At 69.8% G+C, this 20688-nt stretch carries 28 protein-coding genes and 1 pseudogene; 14 read left to right on the top strand and 15 right to left on the bottom strand.

The window, feature by feature from the left end; genetic code table 11:
* Positions 1-6 precede the first annotated feature (6 nt).
* From npdG to ACWEFB_RS27460, 4 genes are all read right to left on the bottom strand, one after another.
* Entirely contained in the window at positions 7-705 is a 699-nt protein-coding gene (gene npdG, locus ACWEFB_RS27475) for an NADPH-dependent F420 reductase (RefSeq protein WP_326556596.1), read from the bottom strand.
* A gap of 42 nt (positions 706-747) precedes the next feature.
* The gene (locus ACWEFB_RS27470; RefSeq protein ID WP_452289937.1) at positions 748-2235 is read right to left on the bottom strand and encodes an RNB domain-containing ribonuclease; all 1488 of its coding nucleotides are present in this window, start codon (positions 2233-2235) and stop codon (positions 748-750) included.
* A gap of 56 nt (positions 2236-2291) precedes the next feature.
* Positions 2292-3089, bottom strand: coding sequence for a histone (locus tag ACWEFB_RS27465; RefSeq protein ID WP_452289935.1), 798 nt, complete (start codon positions 3087-3089; stop codon positions 2292-2294).
* 87 nt (positions 3090-3176) lie between these two features.
* Positions 3177-3380 carry a hypothetical protein gene (locus ACWEFB_RS27460; protein WP_326556593.1) on the bottom strand — a complete coding sequence of 68 codons (204 nt, stop codon included), beginning with the start codon at positions 3378-3380 and terminating at the stop codon, positions 3177-3179.
* Between the two features lie 268 nt (positions 3381-3648).
* On the opposite strand from ACWEFB_RS27460, the gene ACWEFB_RS27455 reads away from it, so the two are divergent.
* The 4 genes from ACWEFB_RS27455 (at position 3649) to ACWEFB_RS27440 (ending at position 6259) form a co-directional block, all read left to right on the top strand.
* Positions 3649-3807 carry a hypothetical protein gene (locus tag ACWEFB_RS27455; protein ID WP_452289933.1) on the top strand — a complete coding sequence of 53 codons (159 nt, stop codon included), beginning with the start codon at positions 3649-3651 and terminating at the stop codon, positions 3805-3807.
* Positions 3808-3874: 67 nt separating this feature from the next.
* Positions 3875-4093: a hypothetical protein gene (locus ACWEFB_RS27450; protein ID WP_452289931.1), complete on the top strand. Its 219-nt coding sequence runs from the start codon at positions 3875-3877 to the stop codon at positions 4091-4093.
* A 112-nt stretch (positions 4094-4205) separates the two neighbouring features.
* A complete protein-coding gene (locus ACWEFB_RS27445; RefSeq protein WP_452289929.1) occupies positions 4206-5231 on the top strand; it encodes an iron-containing redox enzyme family protein in 1026 nt (341 codons plus the stop codon).
* Complete coding sequence (locus tag ACWEFB_RS27440) at positions 5228-6259, top strand: glycosyltransferase (RefSeq protein ID WP_452289927.1); 1032 nt, start codon at positions 5228-5230, stop codon at positions 6257-6259. The genes ACWEFB_RS27445 and ACWEFB_RS27440 overlap by 4 nt, the downstream gene beginning before the upstream one ends.
* Here ACWEFB_RS27440 and ACWEFB_RS27435 read toward each other — a convergent pair.
* Positions 6230-6559, bottom strand: a complete 330-nt coding sequence (locus tag ACWEFB_RS27435; RefSeq protein WP_452289925.1) for a CDGSH iron-sulfur domain-containing protein — start codon at positions 6557-6559, stop codon at positions 6230-6232. The two genes, ACWEFB_RS27440 and ACWEFB_RS27435, sit on opposite strands and share 30 nt — an antisense overlap.
* Before the next feature lie 183 nt (positions 6560-6742).
* On the opposite strand from ACWEFB_RS27435, the gene ACWEFB_RS27430 reads away from it, so the two are divergent.
* Entirely contained in the window at positions 6743-7204 is a 462-nt protein-coding gene (locus tag ACWEFB_RS27430) for a DUF6789 family protein (protein ID WP_452289923.1), read from the top strand.
* A gap of 128 nt (positions 7205-7332) precedes the next feature.
* Entirely contained in the window at positions 7333-7992 is a 660-nt protein-coding gene (locus tag ACWEFB_RS27425; RefSeq protein WP_452289921.1) for a DUF6766 family protein, read from the top strand.
* A gap of 24 nt (positions 7993-8016) precedes the next feature.
* On the opposite strand, the gene ACWEFB_RS27420 is transcribed toward ACWEFB_RS27425, so the two are convergent.
* The 4 genes from ACWEFB_RS27420 to ACWEFB_RS27405 form a co-directional block, all read right to left on the bottom strand.
* Positions 8017-8730, bottom strand: a complete 714-nt coding sequence (locus tag ACWEFB_RS27420) for a DUF3618 domain-containing protein (RefSeq protein ID WP_452289919.1) — start codon at positions 8728-8730, stop codon at positions 8017-8019.
* Positions 8727-9176 carry a phage holin family protein gene (locus ACWEFB_RS27415; RefSeq protein WP_452289916.1) on the bottom strand — a complete coding sequence of 150 codons (450 nt, stop codon included), beginning with the start codon at positions 9174-9176 and terminating at the stop codon, positions 8727-8729. Before ACWEFB_RS27415 ends, ACWEFB_RS27420 begins: the two co-directional genes overlap by 4 nt.
* Positions 9173-9883 carry a hypothetical protein gene (locus ACWEFB_RS27410; protein ID WP_452289914.1) on the bottom strand — a complete coding sequence of 237 codons (711 nt, stop codon included), beginning with the start codon at positions 9881-9883 and terminating at the stop codon, positions 9173-9175. The genes ACWEFB_RS27415 and ACWEFB_RS27410 overlap by 4 nt, the downstream gene beginning before the upstream one ends.
* 98 nt (positions 9884-9981) lie before the next feature.
* Positions 9982-10716 (bottom strand): TetR/AcrR family transcriptional regulator, encoded by a 735-nt coding sequence (locus ACWEFB_RS27405; protein ID WP_452289912.1) that lies wholly within the window; start codon positions 10714-10716, stop codon positions 9982-9984.
* Between the two features lie 72 nt (positions 10717-10788).
* Between ACWEFB_RS27405 and ACWEFB_RS27400 the strand changes: the two genes are divergently transcribed.
* Positions 10789-10929, top strand: a complete 141-nt coding sequence (locus tag ACWEFB_RS27400) for a hypothetical protein (RefSeq protein ID WP_452289910.1) — start codon at positions 10789-10791, stop codon at positions 10927-10929.
* A 71-nt stretch (positions 10930-11000) separates the two neighbouring features.
* Here ACWEFB_RS27400 and ACWEFB_RS27395 read toward each other — a convergent pair whose 3' ends face one another.
* On the bottom strand, positions 11001-11498 hold the full coding sequence (locus tag ACWEFB_RS27395; RefSeq protein WP_452289908.1) for a peptidoglycan-binding domain-containing protein: 498 nt from the start codon (positions 11496-11498) through the stop codon (positions 11001-11003).
* Positions 11499-11527: 29 nt separating this feature from the next.
* The gene (locus ACWEFB_RS27390) at positions 11528-12124 is read right to left on the bottom strand and encodes a peptidase inhibitor family I36 protein (RefSeq protein WP_452289906.1); all 597 of its coding nucleotides are present in this window, start codon (positions 12122-12124) and stop codon (positions 11528-11530) included.
* Positions 12125-12279: 155 nt separating this feature from the next.
* On the opposite strand from ACWEFB_RS27390, the gene ACWEFB_RS27385 reads away from it, so the two are divergent.
* From ACWEFB_RS27385 to ACWEFB_RS27360, 6 genes are all read left to right on the top strand, one after another.
* Entirely contained in the window at positions 12280-15066 is a 2787-nt protein-coding gene (locus tag ACWEFB_RS27385) for an AfsR/SARP family transcriptional regulator (protein WP_452289904.1), read from the top strand.
* 131 nt (positions 15067-15197) lie between these two features.
* Positions 15198-15638 (top strand): hypothetical protein, encoded by a 441-nt coding sequence (locus ACWEFB_RS27380; protein ID WP_452289902.1) that lies wholly within the window; start codon positions 15198-15200, stop codon positions 15636-15638.
* Entirely contained in the window at positions 15635-16123 is a 489-nt protein-coding gene (locus tag ACWEFB_RS27375) for a hypothetical protein (RefSeq protein WP_452289900.1), read from the top strand. The genes ACWEFB_RS27380 and ACWEFB_RS27375 overlap by 4 nt, the downstream gene beginning before the upstream one ends.
* 53 nt (positions 16124-16176) lie before the next feature.
* Positions 16177-16470, top strand: coding sequence for a hypothetical protein (locus ACWEFB_RS27370; RefSeq protein ID WP_452289898.1), 294 nt, complete (start codon positions 16177-16179; stop codon positions 16468-16470).
* Between the two features lie 122 nt (positions 16471-16592).
* Complete coding sequence (locus ACWEFB_RS27365) at positions 16593-16763, top strand: hypothetical protein (protein ID WP_452289896.1); 171 nt, start codon at positions 16593-16595, stop codon at positions 16761-16763.
* Positions 16764-16810: 47 nt separating this feature from the next.
* Complete coding sequence (locus ACWEFB_RS27360) at positions 16811-17062, top strand: hypothetical protein (protein WP_452289894.1); 252 nt, start codon at positions 16811-16813, stop codon at positions 17060-17062.
* 134 nt (positions 17063-17196) lie between these two features.
* Here the strand turns inward: ACWEFB_RS27360 and ACWEFB_RS27355 are convergent.
* From ACWEFB_RS27355 to ACWEFB_RS27345, 3 genes and pseudogenes are all read right to left on the bottom strand, one after another.
* Positions 17197-17446, bottom strand: a pseudogene (locus tag ACWEFB_RS27355) (SMI1/KNR4 family protein); the annotation flags it as partial.
* 156 nt (positions 17447-17602) lie between these two features.
* Entirely contained in the window at positions 17603-17890 is a 288-nt protein-coding gene (locus ACWEFB_RS27350) for a hypothetical protein (protein ID WP_452289892.1), read from the bottom strand.
* Between the two features lie 194 nt (positions 17891-18084).
* Positions 18085-18852 carry a GntR family transcriptional regulator gene (locus ACWEFB_RS27345; protein ID WP_452289890.1) on the bottom strand — a complete coding sequence of 256 codons (768 nt, stop codon included), beginning with the start codon at positions 18850-18852 and terminating at the stop codon, positions 18085-18087.
* 53 nt (positions 18853-18905) lie between these two features.
* Between ACWEFB_RS27345 and ACWEFB_RS27340 the strand changes: the two genes are divergently transcribed.
* A complete protein-coding gene (locus ACWEFB_RS27340) occupies positions 18906-19361 on the top strand; it encodes an NUDIX hydrolase (RefSeq protein ID WP_452289888.1) in 456 nt (151 codons plus the stop codon).
* Between the two features lie 289 nt (positions 19362-19650).
* Here ACWEFB_RS27340 and ACWEFB_RS27335 read toward each other — a convergent pair whose 3' ends face one another.
* On the bottom strand, positions 19651-19992 hold the full coding sequence (locus ACWEFB_RS27335; protein WP_452289886.1) for a hypothetical protein: 342 nt from the start codon (positions 19990-19992) through the stop codon (positions 19651-19653).
* Positions 19993-20688: the final 696 nt, after the last annotated feature.

Below are 20688 nucleotides of genomic sequence, written 5' to 3'. Positions count from 1 at the left end.
GACGGTTCAGACGTCGGTGACCCGGATCCCGGCGTGCGACCGGTACCGCTTGTTGATCGCGATGAGGTTCGCGGTGAACGCCTCGACCTGGTGGGCGTTGCGCAGCCGGCCGGCGTAGATCCCGCGCATGCCGGGGATCCGGGCGGCGAGCGCGCCGACGATCCCGACGAGTTCCCGTTCCTCGGTGCAGATCAGCACGTCCAGGTCGATCCGGTCGATCTCCGGGTCGGCCAGCAGCGGCGCGCTGACGTGGTTGAACGCGGCGCAGACCCGCGACTCCGGCAGCAGGGCGGCGGCCTGCTGCACGGCGCTGCCCTCCTCCACCCGCAGCGCGTACGGGCCCTGCTTGTCGAAACCGAGCGGGTTGACGCAGTCCACCACGATCTTGCCGACCAGGGGTTCGCGGAGCGCGGCGACGGTGTCGTGGTGCCCGTCCCACGGCACGGCGATGACAACCACGTCGGACTCGGCGCAGACGGTGTTGTTGTCGGCACCGGTGAGGTCGGCGTCGGCGGGGACGCCGGGCAGCGCGGCGATCTCCTTCGCCGACTGTGCCGCCCGCTCCGCCGACCGGGAGCCGATCAGTACCCGCTGCCCCGCGCGGGCGAACCGGTAGGCCAGCCCCCGCCCCTGGTCGCCGGTTCCGCCGATGATGCCGACGGTGAGCCCGGAAACGTCGGGCAGTTCGCTCGCCTCGTATGCCATACCCGCATCCTGCCAAACCGCGTGTTCGGCCGGCTGGCGCGGTCAGTCCAGGGCGAAGAGGACCTTGCGGGCGACCGGGTCGGCGGTGACCAGGCGTACGCGTATCCGCTCGCCCAGGGGCAGGTCGCCCTCGCAGCGGGCCCGTACCGGTGGCTCGTCGAGTGCGACGGTCCCGCCCGGCCGGCGGGCCGGTTTACCCGACTGCCGGACCACCGGCGCGGGCGCGGCGGCGTCCGTGGTCGCACCGGTCGCAGCCGGCGCGGGTACGCGGTCGACGTCGAGCACCCCGGCCTCGAAGGTCTCCCCCACCCGGTCCTCCAGCAGCACCGCCTCGGTCAGCTCCACCGCGGCCCGGGTCGCGGCCGAGGCGACCCGGTCGGTCCCGGACATCACCCCGGGCAGTTGCGGCAGGGCCGTACGGGCCCAGTCGGGAACCGCCGTGCCGGCGTGCAGGGCGAGGCACACCTCGGTGACGTAGCGGTCGGCGAGCCGGCGCAGTGGCGCGGTCACGTGCGCGTACGCCGCACCCACCGCGCCGTGCCGGGGGTCGGCGGGCAGGTCCCCGTCGAACGCGGTGTAGCCGGCGCCGCGCATCAGCTCGGCGGCGTGGTCGAGGAACGCGGCGGCTCTGGGCTGCGCCGGGTCGATGGTGGCGAGCACCTGCCCGACGCTCGCGCCGTCCGGCCAGTCGATGCCGAGCACACCCGCGGCCGTACGCAGTCGGGCCACCGCCTCCGGCTTCGGGGTCGGCATCGTACGCAGCAGACCCACACCCCCGGCGAGCATCAGGTCGGCGGCGGCCATCCCGGTCAGCAGGGAGATCTGCGCGTTGTAGTCCTCCATCGGCACCGGCGCCCGCAGCACGAGCCGCCACCCGCCGTCCTCCGGTTCGACGTCCTGCTCCGGCAGCGGCAGGTTGATCGCGCCCCGGTCCAGCCCACGGGCGATCAGGAGCTTGCCGAGTTCGGGAAGGAGGGCGATCGGTTCGGCGAGCCGGCCCGCGTCGGCGTCGGCCTGCACGCCGACGTAGTCGAGCTTGGCGCGGCTGCGTACCCGTGCGCGTTCCAGGCCGACGGCGACGGTCTCGCCGTCGGCGGCCAGGTCGATGGTCCAGACGACCGCCGCCCGGTCGACGTCGGGCAGCAGGCTCGCCGCGCCCTCGCTGAGCGTCGGCGGGTGCAGCGGGATGTTGCCGTCGGGCAGGTAGATGGTCTGCCCGCGCCGCCAGGTCTCCGCCTCGAGTTCACCGCCGGGGCGGACGTGGGCGGCCACGTCGGCGATCGCGTAGTGGACCCGGTAGCCGCCGCCGGGGCGCCGGGTCAGGGACATCGCCTGGTCCAGGTCGCGCGAGCTGGCCGGGTCGATGGTGACGAACGGAATGTCGGTCCGGTCGGCAGCCGGCCCCGCTGGGGCGGTCGCCGCCTCGTCGGCCTCGCGTTGCGCCGCGACCGGGAACCGCGTGGGCAGTTCCAGTTCGCGGCGCAACGCGCTGAAGTCGATGCGGGGCGCAACTACACGTCTGATCACCACGGGTCATTCTTATCAGCGCGACGCGAGAACATGCCGGAGCGCCCGGCACCGGTTTGTCAGCCGGCCGCCTTGCGTACGGTCGCCCGGGTCGACTTCTTCGCCGGCGCCTGACGCGCGGCGACCTTCTTGGCCGGCGCCTTGCGCGCGGTGATCTTCTTCGCGGGCGTACGCGTGGCGGTTGCCGTACGCGTGCCCGTCGACTTGGCGGGAGCCTTCTTGGCCGCGCCAACGGTGGTCTTGCGGGCGCCGGTGGCCGCGCGCGAGGTGGTCGACTTCGCGGTGGTGGCCTTCCTAGCCGGTGCCTTCTTCGCGGTCGCGCGGGTTCCCGGCGCGGTCGACCGGGTCGCGGTGGCCTTCTTCGCCGGAGCCTTCTTCGCCGTGGTCTTCTTCGCTCCCACGGTCTTCTTCACCGCGGACTTCGTCGCGGTCGACCGGGTCGCGGTCGACCTGGCCGGCGTGGACTTGGCCGGTGTCGCCCGCTTCGCGGGTGCCTTCTTCGCCGCGGTCTTCTTCACCGCGCCGGCTGCCCGGGTCGCCGCCGAGGTCGCCGTCTTCCGGGCGGTCGCGGCCTTCGACGCAACGGTCTTCCTGGCCGTTGTCGTCTTGGCCGCGGCCTTCTTCGCCGGAGCCTTCTTGGCCGGCGCCTTCTTGGCCGTCGCGGGCCGGGTCGCGGTCGCCCGGGTGGCCGCCGTGCGGGCCCCGGTCGCTCGGGCCGGCGACGTCTTCTTGGCGACGCCGGTGCTCTTGCGTGCGGCCGTGGTCTTCTTCGCGCCGGTGGTCTTACGGGCCGACGTGGTCTTCGCGCCGGTACGTTTGGCAGCCGGGCGGCTGGTGGCCTTTACTGCTTCGGCCATCTGGGTCCTCCTTGCGGGACATGCTCTCGGGGGTCTCCTTGTGGAGACCGCGGAGTACTTCGACGACGCGGGCTCTGCGCCACGCCGCTACCTCTCCTCCCCGGCCCAACGGGCGTCCTCGGCGTCCCACTCCTCGTTGCGTTGCCGGACCTTCTCCAGCGCGTGCTCCGCGTCGTGTGCCGAGGCGTACGGACCGAGGACGTAGCGCGCCGCACACACGTCGGCATCCGTCTCGACCCGGTGGTGTCGAAGGCACCAGAAGTACCGCTCACCACTTCCGCTGTCGCTCATGTGATAACTGTGCACCGGAAAGTAACTGGAGCGCTACCTTTTCGCACAAAAAGTCGGAGTCTTCTCCACAGTAGATAACTTCCGTTTCCGCAGGTGAGGAATCCGCGGACTCGGTTCCTATCCGGGAAATGCTTGCTATTAAAGGCAATCGCGCGAGGTCCGCATCCCGGACGGCCCGTCGGCGGCCGATCCGGGCCCGGAAAAAAATATCCGCCACCGGTACGCCCGCAGCCGCTCCCACCAGCCCGGATCGATAACCTCGGTCGTCATGGGGTACCACCTGGTGGCGGTGATCGGCGGCACGGCGTTGCACCGGTTGGGCGTCGTACGCGGCGAGCACGACGACGAGTTCGCGGCGGTCGGGTTGGGGCGACACCGGGATCTCGACGACTGGCTCGACTCCGCCACGGGACCGCACGACCAGTGAGCGGCGGCACTGCGGATCGGCTGGTCGGCTGATGGCCGGGGTCGTCGCGCGGTCACATCATCGGATCATGTCTGGCTACGAGTACGCCGAAATCGTCTCCCAATGCGCGCTGCACGGTCCGGCGGTGGTGCGGGAGTGGGTCGACTCGAACGGCAAGACGCACCAACTCGGCGGTATCCACCCGGTCGCCCTGCTCACCGCCTGGTCGACCGAGGGTTGGGACCTGGTGACCACCACCACCTACGGCAACCTCCGCATCTACACCGTGCGTCGCCCGGTCGACTGAACAGCGGCACTCCGTCTCCCCCGGGTTTGACCCGGTGCGCGGTGGGAACCACCGGCTTTTGTCGCCGTCGGGGGCCGTCACCGCAGGTGGGCCCGCCACCGTAGGGGAGCGGATGAGACTACCCACCGCCCGGGGACCGGCCTCGGCGACGCTGGTCGAAGCGCTGACCGGAATCGTCGGCGGGTTACCGGGCGACGCCGACCGCTGGTGGCCCGACACCGACCGCACCGACGCCGGCACCGATCCGCTTTCGGACGAGGATCTGCAACTGTTCCTCTTCGTCTGTTACGAGTTGCACTACCGGGGCTTCGACGGCGTCGACGAACGGTGGGAGTGGGACCCGTCGCTGCTCGCCGTACGGGCGGCGGCGGAACGCCGGTTCGAGGCGGCGCTGCGCCGTGCGGTCGGACCGCTGCCGGCGGTCGAGCCGGGTGCCGTACCCGAAGGTCTGACCGCGCTGGTGGCGGCGGACGACGGCCCGTCGCTCGCGACCGCCCTGCACCGGGAGACCGACCTGGACCGGTTCCGCGAGTTCGTCACCCAGCGTTCGGTGTACCACCTCAGGGAGGCCGACCCGCACACCTGGGGCATCCCCCGGCTCGACGGACCGGCCAAGGCCGCGCTGGTCGAGATCCAGATGGACGAGTACGGCCGGGGCCAGTTGCCCAGGATGCACGCCGAGTTGTTCCGCGACACGATGAACTGGCTGGGCCTGGACACCGGCTACGGCGGGTACGTCGACTCGGTACCGGCGGTCACGCTCGCCGCCAACAACCTCATCTCCCTGTTCGGCCTGCACCGGCGGTGGCGTGGCGCCCTGCTCGGTCACCTCGCCGCGTTCGAGATGACCTCCTCGCTGCCGAACCGCCGGTACGGCGACGCCCTGCGCCGGCTCGGCGGCACACCCACCGCCACCCGGTTCTACGACGAGCACGTCGAGGCCGATGCGGTCCACGAGCAGATCGCCGCGTACGACCTGTGCGGTTCGTTCGCGCTCACCGAACCGGCGCGTACCGCCGACGTACTGTTCGGTGCCGCCTGCTGCCTGAAACTCGACGGACTGGTCGCCGAACACGTCCTGGGCTGCTGGGCGGCCGACCGGTCGTCGTTGCGGCTGCCGCTGGCGGCGGGCCATTGACCACCACCCGACCGGCTGCCGGTGGTCCGACCACCACCCGAGCGACCGACCTCGGCACCGACCGGCTGCCGGTGGAGTACGTCCTACCCCTGCGGTGGTCCGACGACGACGGGTGCGCGGAGCTGACCGGATACCTGCGCTGGTTGTCCGGGCGGGTGTCGGTGACCGTGGTCGACGGCTCACCGCCGGAGCTGTTCGACCGGCACGCCGCCTGCTGGCCCGCCCTGGTCCGGCACCTCGCCCCGGACCCGGCACTGCGTTACCGCAACGGGAAGGTCAACGGGGTGCTGACCGGAATCCGGTTGGCCCGGCACGAGCGGCTGGTGGTCGCCGACGACGACGTCCGCTACGACGACGACAACCTCCGTACGGTGTGCCGCCTGCTCGCCCGCGCCGACCTGGTACGCCCGCAGAACTACTTCGACCCGCTGCCCTGGCACGCCTGCTGGGACACCGGCCGTACGTTGCTCAACCGCGCGGTCGGTGAGGACTATCCGGGCACCTTCGGGTTGCGCCGCTCGACCGTCCTGGCGATGGGCGGCTACGACGGGGACGTGCTGTTCGAGAACCTGGAACTGCTCAGGACCGTACGCGGATTCGGTGGCGTCGAGTCCTGCCCACCGGACCTGTACGTCCGCCGCCTGCCGCCGACCTCGGGCCGGTTCTGGTCCCAGCGGGTCCGTCAGGCCTACGACGACCTGGCCATGCCGCCCCGGATGCTGACGTTCCTGGCCGTGCTGCCGGCGGCGGTGGTGCTGGGTCGGCTCGACCGGCGGCTGCTCCCGGTGGCGGTCGCCGCGGTGGTGGCCCTGGCCGAGTCGGGCCGCCGCAGGTCCGGCGGTCGGAAGGTCTTCCCGGTTCGCGGCTCACTGCTCGCGCCGCTCTGGGTCCTGGAACGGGCGGTGTGCAGTTGGGCGGCGCTGGGGCTGCGTTTCGGTCGGGGCGGCGTCCCGTACGCCGGGCGCCGGATCCGGACCGCCGCGCACAGCCAACAGTGGTTACAGCGCACCCGCCGCCCCGTCGGCTGACCGTTCCCCGTCCGCTGACCGTTCCCCGTCCGCTGACCGTTCCCCGCTCGCTGATCGTTCCCCGCCCGCATCCGGACGGGGATCGGGGTCGGCGGCGGCCCGGAAGCCGATCGCCTTGTGCGTACCGTCGCAGAACGGTTTGAGCGACGACTTGCCGCACCGGCAGAGCGCGATCGTGTCCCGACCGGGGTCCACCGTCCCGCCCAGCGCCGTACGCAGGGTGAACTCGCCCCGGACCAGCAACGGGCCATTGTCGTAGACGGTAACGCTGGCGGCGGTGTCCGCCCGTTCTACAGGCATGCCGCCCGTGCGCCCTGTGTCCTCCGGCATGCCGCCTGTGCGTCCCGTCTCCTCCGGCATGTCGCCTGTCTGCCCGGTGCCGGGACCACGAAACCCGGCCCGTCGGAGCCGCCCAAGGTTTGTCCGGGCGCGGGGCGGGTAGCACCGGCCGGGGCCGGACGGTGCCCGCGCGAGGGAGGCCCGGTGGACGGCAGGCGACGGGTTCGACGGATGGTGGCCAGCACCGGGCGGGCGGCGGCCCGGGGCGCGATCGGCGCGATGGCGATGTCCGGCGTACGGCAGGCCACCACCTCGTTCGGCCTGGTCCAGCAGACCCCGCCGGAGCAGTTGCTGAAGCACGTCGCGCCCGCCCTGTTCAACCGCGTACCGGTGAATCGGCGACCGGCGCTGGTGGAACTCATCCACTGGACGGTCGGCGCGGGCGGCGGTGCGTTCTTCGGCCTGCTCCCCCGACGGATACGGCGCCGGGCGTGGATCGGACCGGTGTACGGCTTCGTCTTCTGGGCGGTCTTCGAGGCGGTCGCCGCACCGAAGCTCGGCATCGGCCGCAACCGCAGGGTCCTCCGCGAGCAGGCCGCCCTCCTGGTCGACCACACCCTGTACGGAGTGGTGATCGGTTCCTCACCCTGGCCGAACGCCGACTGATTCCGTCGACTCCCTGCGGTACGACTTCCGACTCCTTGCGGTACGACTTGCCGGCAACACGCTGAGCTGCGTGTTTCCCCTTCACCACGGTTGGGCAGAAGGTGACCGTTCGGTGAGAGGAGCCGGAGATGAAACGCTGGCTACGGAGCAACGCGCTCTCGGTGACGATGTTCGGGGCCTTCCTGCTCTTTCTCGTCCTGCAGAGCGTTTTCGGGTGGCAGACCCGCAACGAGGAACTGACCCAGTACGGGCTCGGCCCCGAGGGCTACCTGGCCTACCTCGGTACGGGCCACTTCGCCGAGGCGGTGTTCGAGAACTGGGAGTCGGAGTTCCTCCAGATGGGCGGTTACGTCCTGCTGACCGCGTACCTGGTGCAGCGCGGCTCGGCGGAGTCGAAGCCCGAGCAGGACTCGGACCGCCCGGACGACCGACCCGACCACGCCAAACCGGATTCACCGTGGCCCGTGCACGTCCGCGGGCTGACGCTGGTGGTCTACCGCAACAGCCTCTCCATCGCCCTGCTGCTGCTCTTCGCCGGCTCGTTCGTGGGGCACCTGTTCGGCGGCACCGCCGAATACAACGAGCAGCAGGCGTTGCAGAGCGGGGCGGCGTCGATCAGCGCCTGGCAGTTCATGCAGACCAGTGACTTCTGGTTCCAGTCGATGCAGAACTGGCAGAGCGAGTTCCTCGCCGTCGGGGTGCTGGTCGTACTCAGCATCTTCCTGCGGCAGCACGGGTCACCGGAGTCGAAGCCGGTCACCGCGCCGCACGCGATGACCGGCGCCTGACCGGGCCGCCGCCTACCCGCCGGCTTACTTCTGGCGTACGTCGTTCGCGGTCTGCTGAGCCTGCCCGCGCAGGCCCTGCCCGGTCGACTGGGCCTGGTCACGCAGGGACCCGGCGCCCTGGGTGGCCTTCGACTTGACCGACTCGGCGGCCTGCTGGGCCGGTCCGCGCAGGTTGTCCTGCGCCTGCTTGGCCATACCGGTGGCCTGCTGCTTGAGCTCGCCGGAGTGTTCGGTCGCCCTGTCGCGCAGCTGGCTCGCCACCCGGCGCTCCGTGCCACTGGACGGCAGCAGTGCCGAGGCGAGCACACCGAGGCCGAAGGCGACGAGGCCGGCCGCGAGCGGGTGGCCCTGCGCCTGCTGCTGGGCGTTGCGGCCCAGCCCTTGCACCCGATCGCTGGCCATGTGGCCCATGTCGCTGGCCGCATGACCCACGTCCTGCGCCTTGGCGCTGGTGGCATGGCCCATGTCCTGCACCCGGTTGGCCGTCGCGGAGGATGCCTGCGAGATTCGGGTCTCGGAGACGTCGGCGGCGTGCACGGACGCGTCGCGGGCGTGCACGGCGGTGCCCATCACGTTGTCCTTGAGCTTCTGCCAGGTGCCGCGGGCCCGGTCGACCTGCTGCCGTGCCTGGTGACGCGGGTTCACCTTGTCCCCGAGGGCGTTCACGTTGCGGCCCAGGTCGTCCTGGGTGTCCTCGATGCTGGCTCGGATCTGATCCGGATCCATGCTGCTGCTCATTGGTGATCCCCCGTTCGATGGTCTCCCTGGCCCTTTACCGCTTCCGGCATGCGCCGGACCGTGCCCGATGTCTGTGGCAGGCCCTTCAGCTCGCTCATCCGCTGGCGGGCCATCCTGATCAGTACGGCCGCGATCACCGCCCAGACCGCCGCGACGATCAGCGCGGACCAGCCCTGGTCGATGAGGTTCGACAGCCCCCACCACATGGCGTACGACAGGAACAGCAGCACCATGAACCCACCGAGGGCAGCGCCGCCGAACATCCCCGCGACCTTGCCCACGGTGCGGATCTCGGCTCGGGCCTCGGCCTTGGCCAGCTCGATCTCCTGGCGGACCAGCGTCGACGTGTCCCGGGTGATCGAGGTGAGCAACTCCCCGATCGAGGCCTTGCCCGGGTCGCGCTCTGCCTGCTGGGCGGCTCTCGCGCCGCCTGCCCCGTTGCTCACAGCCGCGCTCCCCCCGGTCGCGAGTCCGCGGCCGGTACGCCCGGGTCCGCTTCTTCGTCAACGTTCCCGGTACCGCGAGGGGTGCCCCGGAACGACGCCCCGGGTGCGGTCGACTCGCGGAAGTCGGGCATCGCACCGCTACGGCGATGACCATCGCCATGGTGGCCGTCCTCGTGCTCTGCCATGCCGCCGTGCTGCATGCCTCCGCCGTGCTGCATGCCACCCCGCATGCTCTTGCCCAGCCGGCCGGCGAGCACCCCGGCGACCGCGGCGCCGGCCAGGAAGATCCCGGGGTTGCGCCGCGCGTAGTCGCGTACCTCGTTCACCACCATGCCGGGTTCCCGCTGGTCCAGCCATTGCGCGGCCTGGTGGGCGCGGTCGGCGGCGTGCCGTACGAGGTCGGTGGCGACACCCTGTTGTTCGGTGCGCTCGGACATCGTCTGCAGTTCGTCGCCGAGCGCCCGCAGACCCTGGGCGGCACGGTGCTGCTGCTCGTTGGCCTGCTGCTTGAGCTGGTTCGACGCCTGCCCCATCAGCTGCCGTGCCTGCCGGCTGGCCTCGTTGGCCACGTCCCGGCCCTGGTCCACGGCGCTGTGCGCCAGTTGACCGCCGGCCTGTGAAACCTGCTGACTCGTCTGCGTGGCGCCCTGCTTGGCAGCCTGCGCCTTCGATCCCAGACCGTCACCGGCATTCGCGTTCTGCGTCATGACCAGCCCCCAACAGTGCAGTCACCGACCCGACGGACTCGTCGAGCCGGTGCTGGCTACCCGCCCTGCCAGCGGTTATGCCTGACCTCGTCGCCCTGTTACCGGTCCGGTCGGTTGCCGATCCGGGTGAGCAGTTCGCGCATCAGGGTCAGCTCGCCGGGGGTGAGTCCGGCGGGGTCCCGGTCGAGCACCGCGAGCAGGGCGATCGCCGCGGTCGTACGCGACGCGGCCCCGCCGCCGGTCGCCCGGTGCTGTGCTGCGATCAGGATCCCGCCGAGGATCGCCTCGCGTACGCGTTCGGAGAGCCGGAGGTCCCGGCCGTCCTCGGGTTGGGTGATCAGGCTGAGCGTCACACCGACGTTCGCGGCCAGGATCTGCGCGGCTGCCTCGGCCGGTGGCACCCGGAGCAGGCCGCGCCGGGCCGCCTCGTCCAGCAGCCGGACCAGCATGTCGGTGGCGGGACCGGTGATCGCGCACGGCCGCCCGGGTACGACGTCCCCGTAGAGCAGGGCGTAGAAGTTGGGGTGTTGCAGGCCGAAGTCGACGTGCCTGTCCCATCCGTCGCGCAGGTCGCGTACGGGGTCGTCGGAGAGTTCGGGTGACCCGGCGGGTGAGACGTACTGGGTGAACCCGTGGTGGATCACCGCGTCGACCAGCCCCTGCTTGCTGCCGAAGTGGTGGTAGAGGGTGGGCGCGGTCACCCCGGCCAGGTCGCAGATCGCCCGGGTGGAGAAGGACCGGTCGCCGCCCTCCATGAGCTGCGCGGCGGCCAGCAGCAGCCGGTCCCGCGCCGGTGCCGCCTCGTTGATCCCCAGCGTCACCTCAGGCTGCATAGCGCTACATTACCCGACCTAGCGGCGATCGAACGGTTCCGATCGTGCCCGCCGCCCGTTGGTGGAATCGTGGTGAGCAGGAAAAACGACAGTCAGGAAGGGCGGGGTCCGATGTTCGTCTTCTTCTCCAACCGGCTCGGCTGTCTCGGCTCGATCCTGGTCTCGCTGGCACTGACCGCCCTGGTCATCCTGGTGGTGTCCCTGATCTGGTGAGTCGGCCGGTCGCGCGCCGAGACGCCGGCCGGAATTCCCCGTGAGGACTCCGGCCGGCATCCGGCCAGGGATCAGCCCGGGAAGTAGCAGCCCGGCATCATCGGGCCACCGTTCTTGCCGAAGATGGCGAACCCCATCCACGCCCGGGTCTGCGGTCCGTAACCGCCGTCCTCGGCGATGTTCGCCCACTCCCAGGTGGCGTTGATGTCCCGCTGCACCCAGAGCACCGCGTTGTACGTGTTCTGGCCGTACTTGCCGTCGAGCAGCAGCCCTCGGCTGTAGCAGCTGTTCAGCGCCTCCTGGAGCACCTTCACCGCGAGGCCCTGGTGACCGCGCGACAGGTGACACTCCTTGTTACCGGTCTGTGCGCCGTACGTGGGCACGTGCATGTCGCTCGGCGGTTGGCTCGGGGCCGAGATGTAGGTGAGGTTGTTGCAGACCGGCGTGGCGGCCTGGGCGGTCCCCGGCAGGACCACCGCCAGTACGGCCGTCGCCAGGAGCAGGAGCAGGGCGGAGACCACGGTGATCGCACCGCGCTCGGGCCGGTGTGACCGAACGTTTCGCAACATGTTTCCCCTTCCGGGTCGGTGTTCTCCGGTCAGCAGGTCTGTACGGCGTCGATCCGGTCGTTCATGTGGGAGCCGTCGTCGGCCTTGTCCTTGCTGAGGTCCCGCCAGTAGCCGTACGCCTTGAGGAACTTGAGGTCGTCCCAGCCGCCGCCGTCGGAGCGCCAGTCGTAGAAACCGGACCAGGTCCCGCTGGTCTGGTTGTTCATGATCGACGACACCTTGTCGCTCCAGACGCCACCGTTCGGGAACGGCCACGGGCCGAAGTTCTCCACGCCGAGGCCGCAGGTGGTGAAGGTGATCCGGGGTCCGACGAAGTCGCGTTCGGACCAGAGGCACAGGTAGCGGAAATTGCAGTTGGCCATGGTGCTCGCACCGCCGGACGGGTCCGGGATGGTGACGAACGCACCCTTGGTCATCTCGACGGTGTACCTGTCGATCCGCTTGGCGCCGGGGTAACCCAGCATCCGGTCGATCTGCTGCTCGACCGTCTGGCTCGCCGACACGGCGGGGTCGACGGCCACGGACGGCTCGGCGGCCGGGGCCGCGCTCGCCGGTGCGGGAATGGCGGTCGCCGCCAGGATCCCCGCGAGCGCCAGGCCGAGCAGTCCGGGCAGGTGCTTGCGCATACGTACTCCGTTCCGTTGGTCGGGTATCGAATTGACGTTCACCGTTCTGCTGACGAGGATCGGCGGCAGGGGTCGGCCTTTTCTTGGCGGAACATCAAAAGCACAGGTCAAGCCCGGTGTACGGCGACCAGCCGGGCGCGAAGCGGAGGCAGCGGGTGGAGTTGCGGCTCCTCGGACCGGTCGAGGTGTGGACCGACGGCGGCCTGCTCGACGCCGGGCCGCCCCGGCAGCGCGCGGTGCTGGCGGCGCTCGCCGTCGACGTCGGCCGGACCGTCTCCACGGACGCGCTGATGGGGCGGTTGTGGGGTACGGCGCCACCGCAGCGCGGGCGACACACCCTGCACGTCTACATCGCCCGGATCCGTCAGTTGCTGGCCCGCGCCGACGCGCCCGCGACCCTTGTCCGCCGATCCGGCGGCTACCTGCTCGAGACCGAGGCCGGGCGGGTCGACGTACACCGGTTCGAGGCACTGGTGGCGCAGGCCGCGACCGCCCGACTGCCGGACGACCGGCGGGCCCTGCTGCTGCGGCAGGCATTGCGGCTCTGGCGCGGCGAGGCGCTGGCCGACCTCTCCGGCGACTGGGTCGACCAGGTACGCCAGACATGGCAGCGGCGCCACCTCGACGCGGTGCTGTCATGGGCGCGGGCCGAACTGCGGATCGGTAACCCGGACGGGGTGATCGGGCAGCTCACCGAGCTGACCGCCGCGCATCCCCTGGTGGAACCGCTGTCGGCGACCCTGATGCGGGCGTTGGTGGCTGCCGGGCGGGGCGCCGAGGCGCTCGACCACTACAGCCTGGTCCGGGGCCGGTTGGCCGACGAACTGGGCGCGGACCCGGGACCGGAGTTGCGGGACCTGCACCGGGCGATTCTGCGCGGCACCATCGGCACCGCCGCCCCGGCCAACGCACCCATGTCACCGGCACCCGCCCGGCCCGCCCAACTCCCCGCCGACCTGCCCGACTTCGTCGGTCGGGCGGCGCTCGTCACCCGGCTGGTCGCGACGTTGCGGCCCTCCGGTGGGAACCCGGCCGTCGCCGCGATCACCGGCATGGCCGGCGTCGGCAAGACCAGTCTCGCGCTGCACGTCGCCCACCTGCTGCGCACCGACTACCCCGACGGGCAGCTCTTCGCGGACCTGCGCGGCATCCAGGCCGAACCGGTGGACCCGATCCGGGTCGTCGGGGCGTTTCTGCGGGCGCTCGGCGTGCCCCCGCCCGGGGTGCCGACCGACCCGGCGGAACGGACCGGCCTGTGGCGTTCGCTCCTGTCCGACCGGGCGGTCCTGGTGCTGCTCGACAACGTCCGCGACGCCGGCACCATCCTGTCCCTGCTGCCCGGCACCGGACCGGTCGCGGTGCTGGTCACCAGCCGCGAACCGCTCACCGGTCTGCCCGCCACCATTGCCGTCGACCTCGACGTCTTCGACCGGGACGAGAGCCTGGACCTGCTCCGAGCCGTCTCCGGCGCGGGCCGGGTCGCCGCCGACCCGGCCGCCGCGGCCGAGGTCATCGACGCCTGCGGGCGGCTGCCACTCGCGGTCCGCCTGGCCGCGTCCCGACTCGCCGCCCGTCCCCACTGGACGGCCGCCGACCTCGCCGCCCGGCTGGCCGCCGGTCACCGCCGGCTGGAGGAACTCCGGGTCGCGGACCAGGAGGTACGGGCCAGCCTGGAGCTGAGCTACCGGGCGCTGAGCACCGCCGGGGCGACCGCGTTCCGGCACCTGTCCCGGGCCGAACTGGGCGAGCTGTCGGTCGACGTGGTGGCCGCCATGCTCGACGTCGACCCGACAACGGCGGCCGGCATCGCCGAGGAACTGGTCGACACCCGGCTGCTCGGCTCGCCCCGGTCGGGGCGATACCGCTACCACGACCTGGTCCAGCTCTTCGCGCAGGAGAAGTCCGGCCACGACGACCCGGACGGGATCACCGACGTCCTGATCCGGCGGCTGGTGGAGGCGTACCGGATCTCGGTGCTGGACGCACAGCAGGCCGGTCAGGGGAATCCGGCCGGCCGGTTCCCCGATGCCGACCAGGCCCGGCGATGGCTGGCCGGCGAGTGCCACCTGGTGGTGGCTGCCGTGCTCCGGGCGGTACGGTCACGGGCCACGGTGGATCCGGCGGTGCTGACCGACATCGCGACCGCGCTCGGTCCGTACCTGCGGGCGTCGGGCGAGTGGGACGAGGGCCACCGGCTGGCGTACGCAATCCTGGAACTCGCCGAACGCGACGGTGACCCGGCGACGGAGCTGCTCGCCCGGATGCCGCTGGGGCAGCTCGCCACGCTGCGCAGCGACTTCGACGAGGCCGGGACGCAGCTGAGCCGGGCGTCGGCGCTCGCGCACGACCTCGGTGACGTACGCGCCGAGGCGCAGGTCCTGAACCTGCTCGGGCTCCTGCTGTTCTGCCAGGCCAGACCGGTGGCCGCGATCGAGGTGCACGAGGCGTCGTTGAAGCTCTTCTCCGATCTGGACGACCCGACCGGGTGCATGGCGGCCCGGATCAACCTGGCCAAGTGCCTGGCCACCCAGGGGCGGGGCGCGGAGGGCCTGTCGGTGGTCGCCACGGCCGAGAACCTGCTGCAACCCGGCGACGACGGCTCCCGGACGATGCTGCTGCACCAGAAGGCGCGCTGCCAGTCCGCGACCGGCCGGTACGACGAGGCACTCGACACCCACCAGCGGTGCCTGACCCTGGTCCGCCGCCACGGCATGCGCGAGGGTGAGGCGTACGTCCTCGCCGAACTCGGGGTCACCCTGCTCGACGCCGGTGCGGCGGAGGAGGCCAGGGCCCATCTGCGTACGGCAGTGGAGCGGTTCGACGAACTCGGCGACCGGAACGCGGCCGACTCGTACCGGGTGATGCTCGGTTTGGCGTACCGGGCGCTCGGCGACCTCGACGCGGCGCGAGCCGCCTGGCGCCGGGCGATCGACCTCTCCTGACGCCGTTCCGACTGCACCGCCGGCCGGGCTGCCCGCCCGTGCGAAGATCCACTGAATCTCGGTGCTGGTGCAGGTGTTGCACGTCGGCCGCACCGACCGGGCCGGGCTGACGAGTGACCGAGGTGCGAGCAGTGCTGACCAACTACCGCGAGCTGTTCCGTCTGGTCCACCTGCGACCGGGCATGTACGGCGTCCGGACGTACTGGGAAACGGCCGCCCTCGTGACCGGGTGCGACGCCGGCACCGGCTGGATGCTGCTCGAAGGTTTCCGCGAGTGGTTACAGCTCCGGATCGGTGCGAACAGCTCTCTCGGATGGTCCAGCATGGTCGTGCAACTCGCGGACCCGACGTATTACGAGCGCAGCCCCCGTGCCTTCACCCCCACCGTCGAGACGGCGGCGCTCGACCTGATGTTCGAGCTGCTGGACCAGTTCCTGGCGATCAGGGAACAACATGGCGGCCTCGCGCGGATCTTCGCCGAGTACGCCCAGCGGCAAAAGGTCTGGGAGGACGGGAAGGAGCTGACGGATCCGGCCGTTGCACTCGAAGGAGTAGAGCCGCGACCCAGTTGACTGGAGGCGACACCGTGCCGGTGGAGTTCAACGTCTTCGAAACCGAGGTCAGGCGACGCTTCCAGTTCCTCGTGGACGCCTACCACACGGCCGAGCCGGAATACAGCGAACTGCTCCTGCCGGGCGTCCTCTACAAGCGGCCGGACCTGTGGGTGTGGGTGTTCCTCGAGTCGGGTGACGGGGCCGGCACCAGCATCTCGGTCAGCGTCGACCTGCTCCGGCGCGACTGGCCCGCCAAGGCGGAACTGCCGGACCTGGTCGAGGCCGCCGAATTCGCGCCCCGACACCTGGTCACCCGCAAGGCCCACACCCCCGATGCCGTACGCGACACCCTCGACCAGAGCGCGATCTGGCTGCGCCGCCTGATGCCCCTGCTCCTGTCGCCCGATGCCGACGCCCTCGTACGCAGGGCAACCAGGCATCCGCTCAACCGCGCCGGCAACCCCAAACCCCGCAACCCCAACACGAAATGGAAGTACGCCTGACCGCACGCGTCTCCCGGCGAACGGGTTGGCGGACGCCGGCTACTCTCCCGGGCATGTCGGATGATCAAGTTACCGTGACGTTCAGCCGGGACCAGGCATTCGTCCTGTCGCACTGGCTGTACGAGGTGATGGGCAGCAAAGACTTCGACCGCATCGTCGACCGGGACCCGACGGTGTGGTCGGCCATCTACGTCCTCGACGGCATGTTGAAGTCGGACCCGCTCATCTTCTCCCCGGACTACGGTGCGCGGTTGGAAGCCGCTCGCGGGCGGCTGCGCGAGGTCCTGGGGGAAGAGTTCGTGGCGATGCGCCTCGCCGGTGACGAGGGTGAGTCGGGGCGAGCATGAACCCGAGCGCTCCAGACGACCGTGTCCGTGTAAGACGGACGAGGACCGTCTCGGGATTCGGGTGGCTCCTGATTGCCGGCGGGTTCCTGCTCCCGGTGCTCGCGTGTTGCTCGGGAGCCACGATGCCGTACCCGGATCCGACGCCCGAGATGGCGGAGCAGTTCAACCGGGAGGTGGCGGCGTCCAACCGCCTCATCAAGCTCGGCTTGGCCGGGGGCGGCCTCCTGCTCGTCGGCGGCATCGCACTCGTGGTCCGTACGGCGATCACCCGCCGCCGCGCTCGGCGTACGTGACACCCCACCTGTGGAGTGAAAACGGCTGCCTGGAGCACAATGGCGCGGTGAGCGCGCCAGTTGATCCAGGCATCCAAGCAGCGGCAGTGTCCTTCTTGCGCGGCGACCTGTCGGTGGTCGATTACACCTACGCCTTCAGGACGGCGATGAACAAGGTGGTGGAGCTGCGACCACTCCAGGATCGCGAGCTCGAGCTGTTCTATGCTCTGGAGGAGTGGGAAGAGAGCGGCTGGGCCGGTCGACCGGACGTGGTCGATCGTCTTCGCATTCTGGCCCGCGAAATGGTGGACGAAGCCTGAGTACGACGCCAGAGCCGGACCCCGGCAGAACCGAAGCCGACGGAGGTCCCCGTCGCACCGGGCGTGGGTCCCCGGCTCGGTAGGGTCAAGGGGCTGTGGGCTGCATCCGCTGCCCAACGCCCGTCCCGAGGCAGTCAGTCCTCGACGTCGTAGCCCTCTTCCGGCCGCAGGGCTCGAACGAAGCTCACGAAGTTCCGGCGCCAGTACGGTGATCCGGTAGTCGACTTCCTGGTCGACGTGGACCACCTGCGGCTCGCCGCCGGGTCCGCAGTCGCGGTAGTCGAACGCAATCATGTCATGGCCCGCAGAGGGGCAGTCAGCGAAATACACCCCGATCGCGGGATAACCCCACTCGTCGATCCAAGAGCGGCTACCAGCGCTACCCGCCCCTGCCACCAGGTCTCCCACGTGGATCTCGCAGACGTACCGCGTGTGGTCCAAGCGAGGTCGGACCGTACAGCTCAACTCGCATCTGCGCTGGTCGGCCACAGCCGACATGTCTCCACGCATCCCGCGGGCCGTCCATCTCGCCTGCGAGGCTCACAGAGCCCCTTCCCCGACGGACTCACGGCGTCGGCGCAGGTCAGCGTCACGGTCTCGCCGATAATTGGCGATTTCCTCCTGTGCCCATTTGAGCTGCGAGCAGCCATCCGCAGCGCACTTCGAGCAGTTCTTCGTACGGTGCAGATCGATGGTGAACCCCGCCGCGACCACCAGCACCGACGGAGAGACAGGCTCGTCCACGCCCATCACCGAGCCCTCACCCCAATTGGCCGGACATCGGGACACGGGTAATACGGCCAGCCGCAGGAACACCTGAACTTCCACGGCCGAAACAGTCTCCGCCTCCGCCCGTGCCTGGATCGCGGGATTGCCACCTGTCGCGCCACCGCTGCCCCTCCCGTCGCTCGCTTGGATTCCGGATGACCAGCGATGCTCCCGCGCTGGCCATCCTTGAGAACATGTGTACACGAGTAGAGTTAGAGAATCAACGATGTGTCAGCACGTAGTTACGGGGTGGGCTAGACGGCAGGCAGCGAGTAGGAGAGTACGAACGCGGCACCGTCCATGACGGTGTCACAGACCTCTACCGGCCGCCCCGATGCGATCGCGGTCCTCACCAGGTGCAGCACCGGAGACGCCGCCGGTAGCGACAGGACGCGCGACTCCTCTTCGGAGGGCATCCGCGCCGTGGTCTCCTCGTCGTACCGCTCGAACACGTAGCCCTGGTCTTCCATCCGGGCATAGATGCCGCCCGGACCGGGATTCGGTTCGGCGATCGGTGTGCCTGAAGCGACATCCAAGGGGATGTAGGACGTCGCGTACTCGATCGGCTGCCCTTCCGCGAGGTACCGACGGCGTCGGATCAAGACCTTCTCATCCCGCGACACCCCGAGGCGGTCGGCTACGGCGCTGGGCGCGTTGCCCTCCCCGACGAAAATGACCTCGACCGTGAACTGGCGTTGGTTCGTCTCCATGTCGACCGTGAAGGCTGCCTTGCCCTCCTTGCGTCGCGCGAAGCGGTCAGAGGACAGTCGCTTGACCGGCGGACGCCGTCGGACGAACCATCCACGACCGTGCTCTGCAATCACGAGGCCGTCGGTCACCAGCACGGACAGCGCGCGACGAGCGGTCACGCGACTGACGCCGTACTCGCTGACCAGGGCGCTTTCGGAAGGGAGCTGAGCGCCGGGTGCCAACTCGTGGTTCTCGATCGCGGAGCGCAGGTGATCAGCGATCTGCCGGTACACCGACCGATCACTGGCCGGATCGATCCGACGAGTCGTCATCCGAGAACTCCCCAAGAGGTATACATGTGTCGACCACATGTTAACGTGGATCAATGACGGAAGCCATCGCCCCACGACACTCCGTCAGCATCGCTGCCGTCGTTGTCGATGACGCGGGGCGTGTTCTCGTGACACAGCGACGGGACAACGGGCGCTGGGAACCACCTGGTGGTGTGCTTGAGATCGAGGAGTCCATCCTTGATGGCCTCACCCGCGAGGTCGAGGAGGAAACCGGACTCCTCGTCGAGGCAACCAAGCTCACCGGGGTCTACAAGAACATGGTCCGCGGGGTTGTCGCCCTGATGTTTCGCGCCCAGGTCACGGGCGGGACGCTCTCGACATCCGACGAGGCGGTGCGGGTCGAGTGGTGGACACCAGACGCAGTCGCCGAGCGAATGGACCCGGCATACGCCGTACGAGTACTCGACGCACTTCGGGAAGACGGGCCTGCCGTTCGTGCCCATGACGGCGTCGCGCTCCTCGCCGGGGTCGCTGCGCTACCTCGCTGAGCAGCCGGCCGACTGCCGCAGGCTGTGGGAAGTTTCTGTACATCTTCAGGGCGGCCCTGAACGGGCCGCACACGGCGTCGCCTGGGCGCGCGTCCGTCGCTCCGCTGGCTCTCAGACTCCGGCCACGCATCCCGCCTGCCATCGACCCGGGCAAGCCGAGCAGACCGCCACCCGAGCCGTCAGCGTCCGACCGTACGTCAAGGTCCGCATGACGTGGCGGGCTGGGCGGCGGCCCGCTCCCTGGGGGCGGGTCGACGGCAGAGGGATGGCAGGCTGACCTAGGAGCAAGTCATTCCCAAAGTGGGTCCTGAATTACTACTGGATCACGGCCAGAAACTAGCCTCACATCTGAATCCGGAACATTCCGATGGCTCAGCTCAAGCAGAAGTCGGACTGCGGCTTGCGCTAGTTCGTCAAGCGGAAAAGAGGCGGTAGTGTGCCCCATGGCCGTTCCGGTAACGAAATCTGCTATTAGATCCCGTCCACTGGACATCGCTATTGCGGCTGCCTGCGCTACCGAGTCGCCACGATCTACTAGTTGACCGAAGTCTGGGCTGTCGACAACGTCGGCATTGCCAACAGCTTGGATCGAGATGGCGAAGTTGTCCTGCTGCACTTTGACGTCCGTCATGCGGACTCCCAACTGACGGATGCCATCAATCAAGGTAGCAACCGACACACCGCGACGCGTCTCGTGCGGAGGCAAGTCGTTTGACCTAGCGGCGAAGTAGGCGATCCAGCCGTCACCGCGCAGCGCTAAACAGCCCCGTTCTACGCCCCAATCCGCACGTTGCCCCTCGGAGCTGGGCGCGCCGCTTTGGCCGAAAACACGCGCTCCACGTGCTAGCAATCGATCCAAATTTGCTTCGACCAGGTGGCCCAAATTTAATCCTGACTCTGGCCCCAGAGCTACTACTTGTTCAAGTCGAACGCTACGGCCGATTCTGCGCCAGAATTGCACGTCTTCAGTTGCCAGGGTTGCAAGAAGTAGGGAAAGGTCCCTGCCTGTTAGCGGGCCAGTCAAGTTCCGATGGGATGGGAAATTCTCCGCCGTCCCGCCTTGCCCCTCCCAGACCGCCCGGTAAAGACGACTGAATCGGTTGGCCTGCTCGTCGTCCAACATGCCTTCGGCCGCCGCGAGCGCCGACCTGATCGGCTCCGCCTCCAAATTCTCTGCGGCGGAGAATCCTGCAATGGCTGATTCGGTCGCGCCTCTTGCAGCCTGCTCATCGACTAGCCTCGGCCCTTCAGTAAGGGTGGGCGGTGCCGTGGTCCGGGAACGCGAAAGTGCCTTCTGATTTGGGAAGATCTGGGATGTCTAAGGCCC

Source organism: Micromonospora sp. NPDC004704 (genome assembly GCF_053601675.1).
The sequence above is the reverse complement of the archived record's forward strand: the minus strand, read 5'-3'. Positions and strand labels throughout refer to the sequence as shown.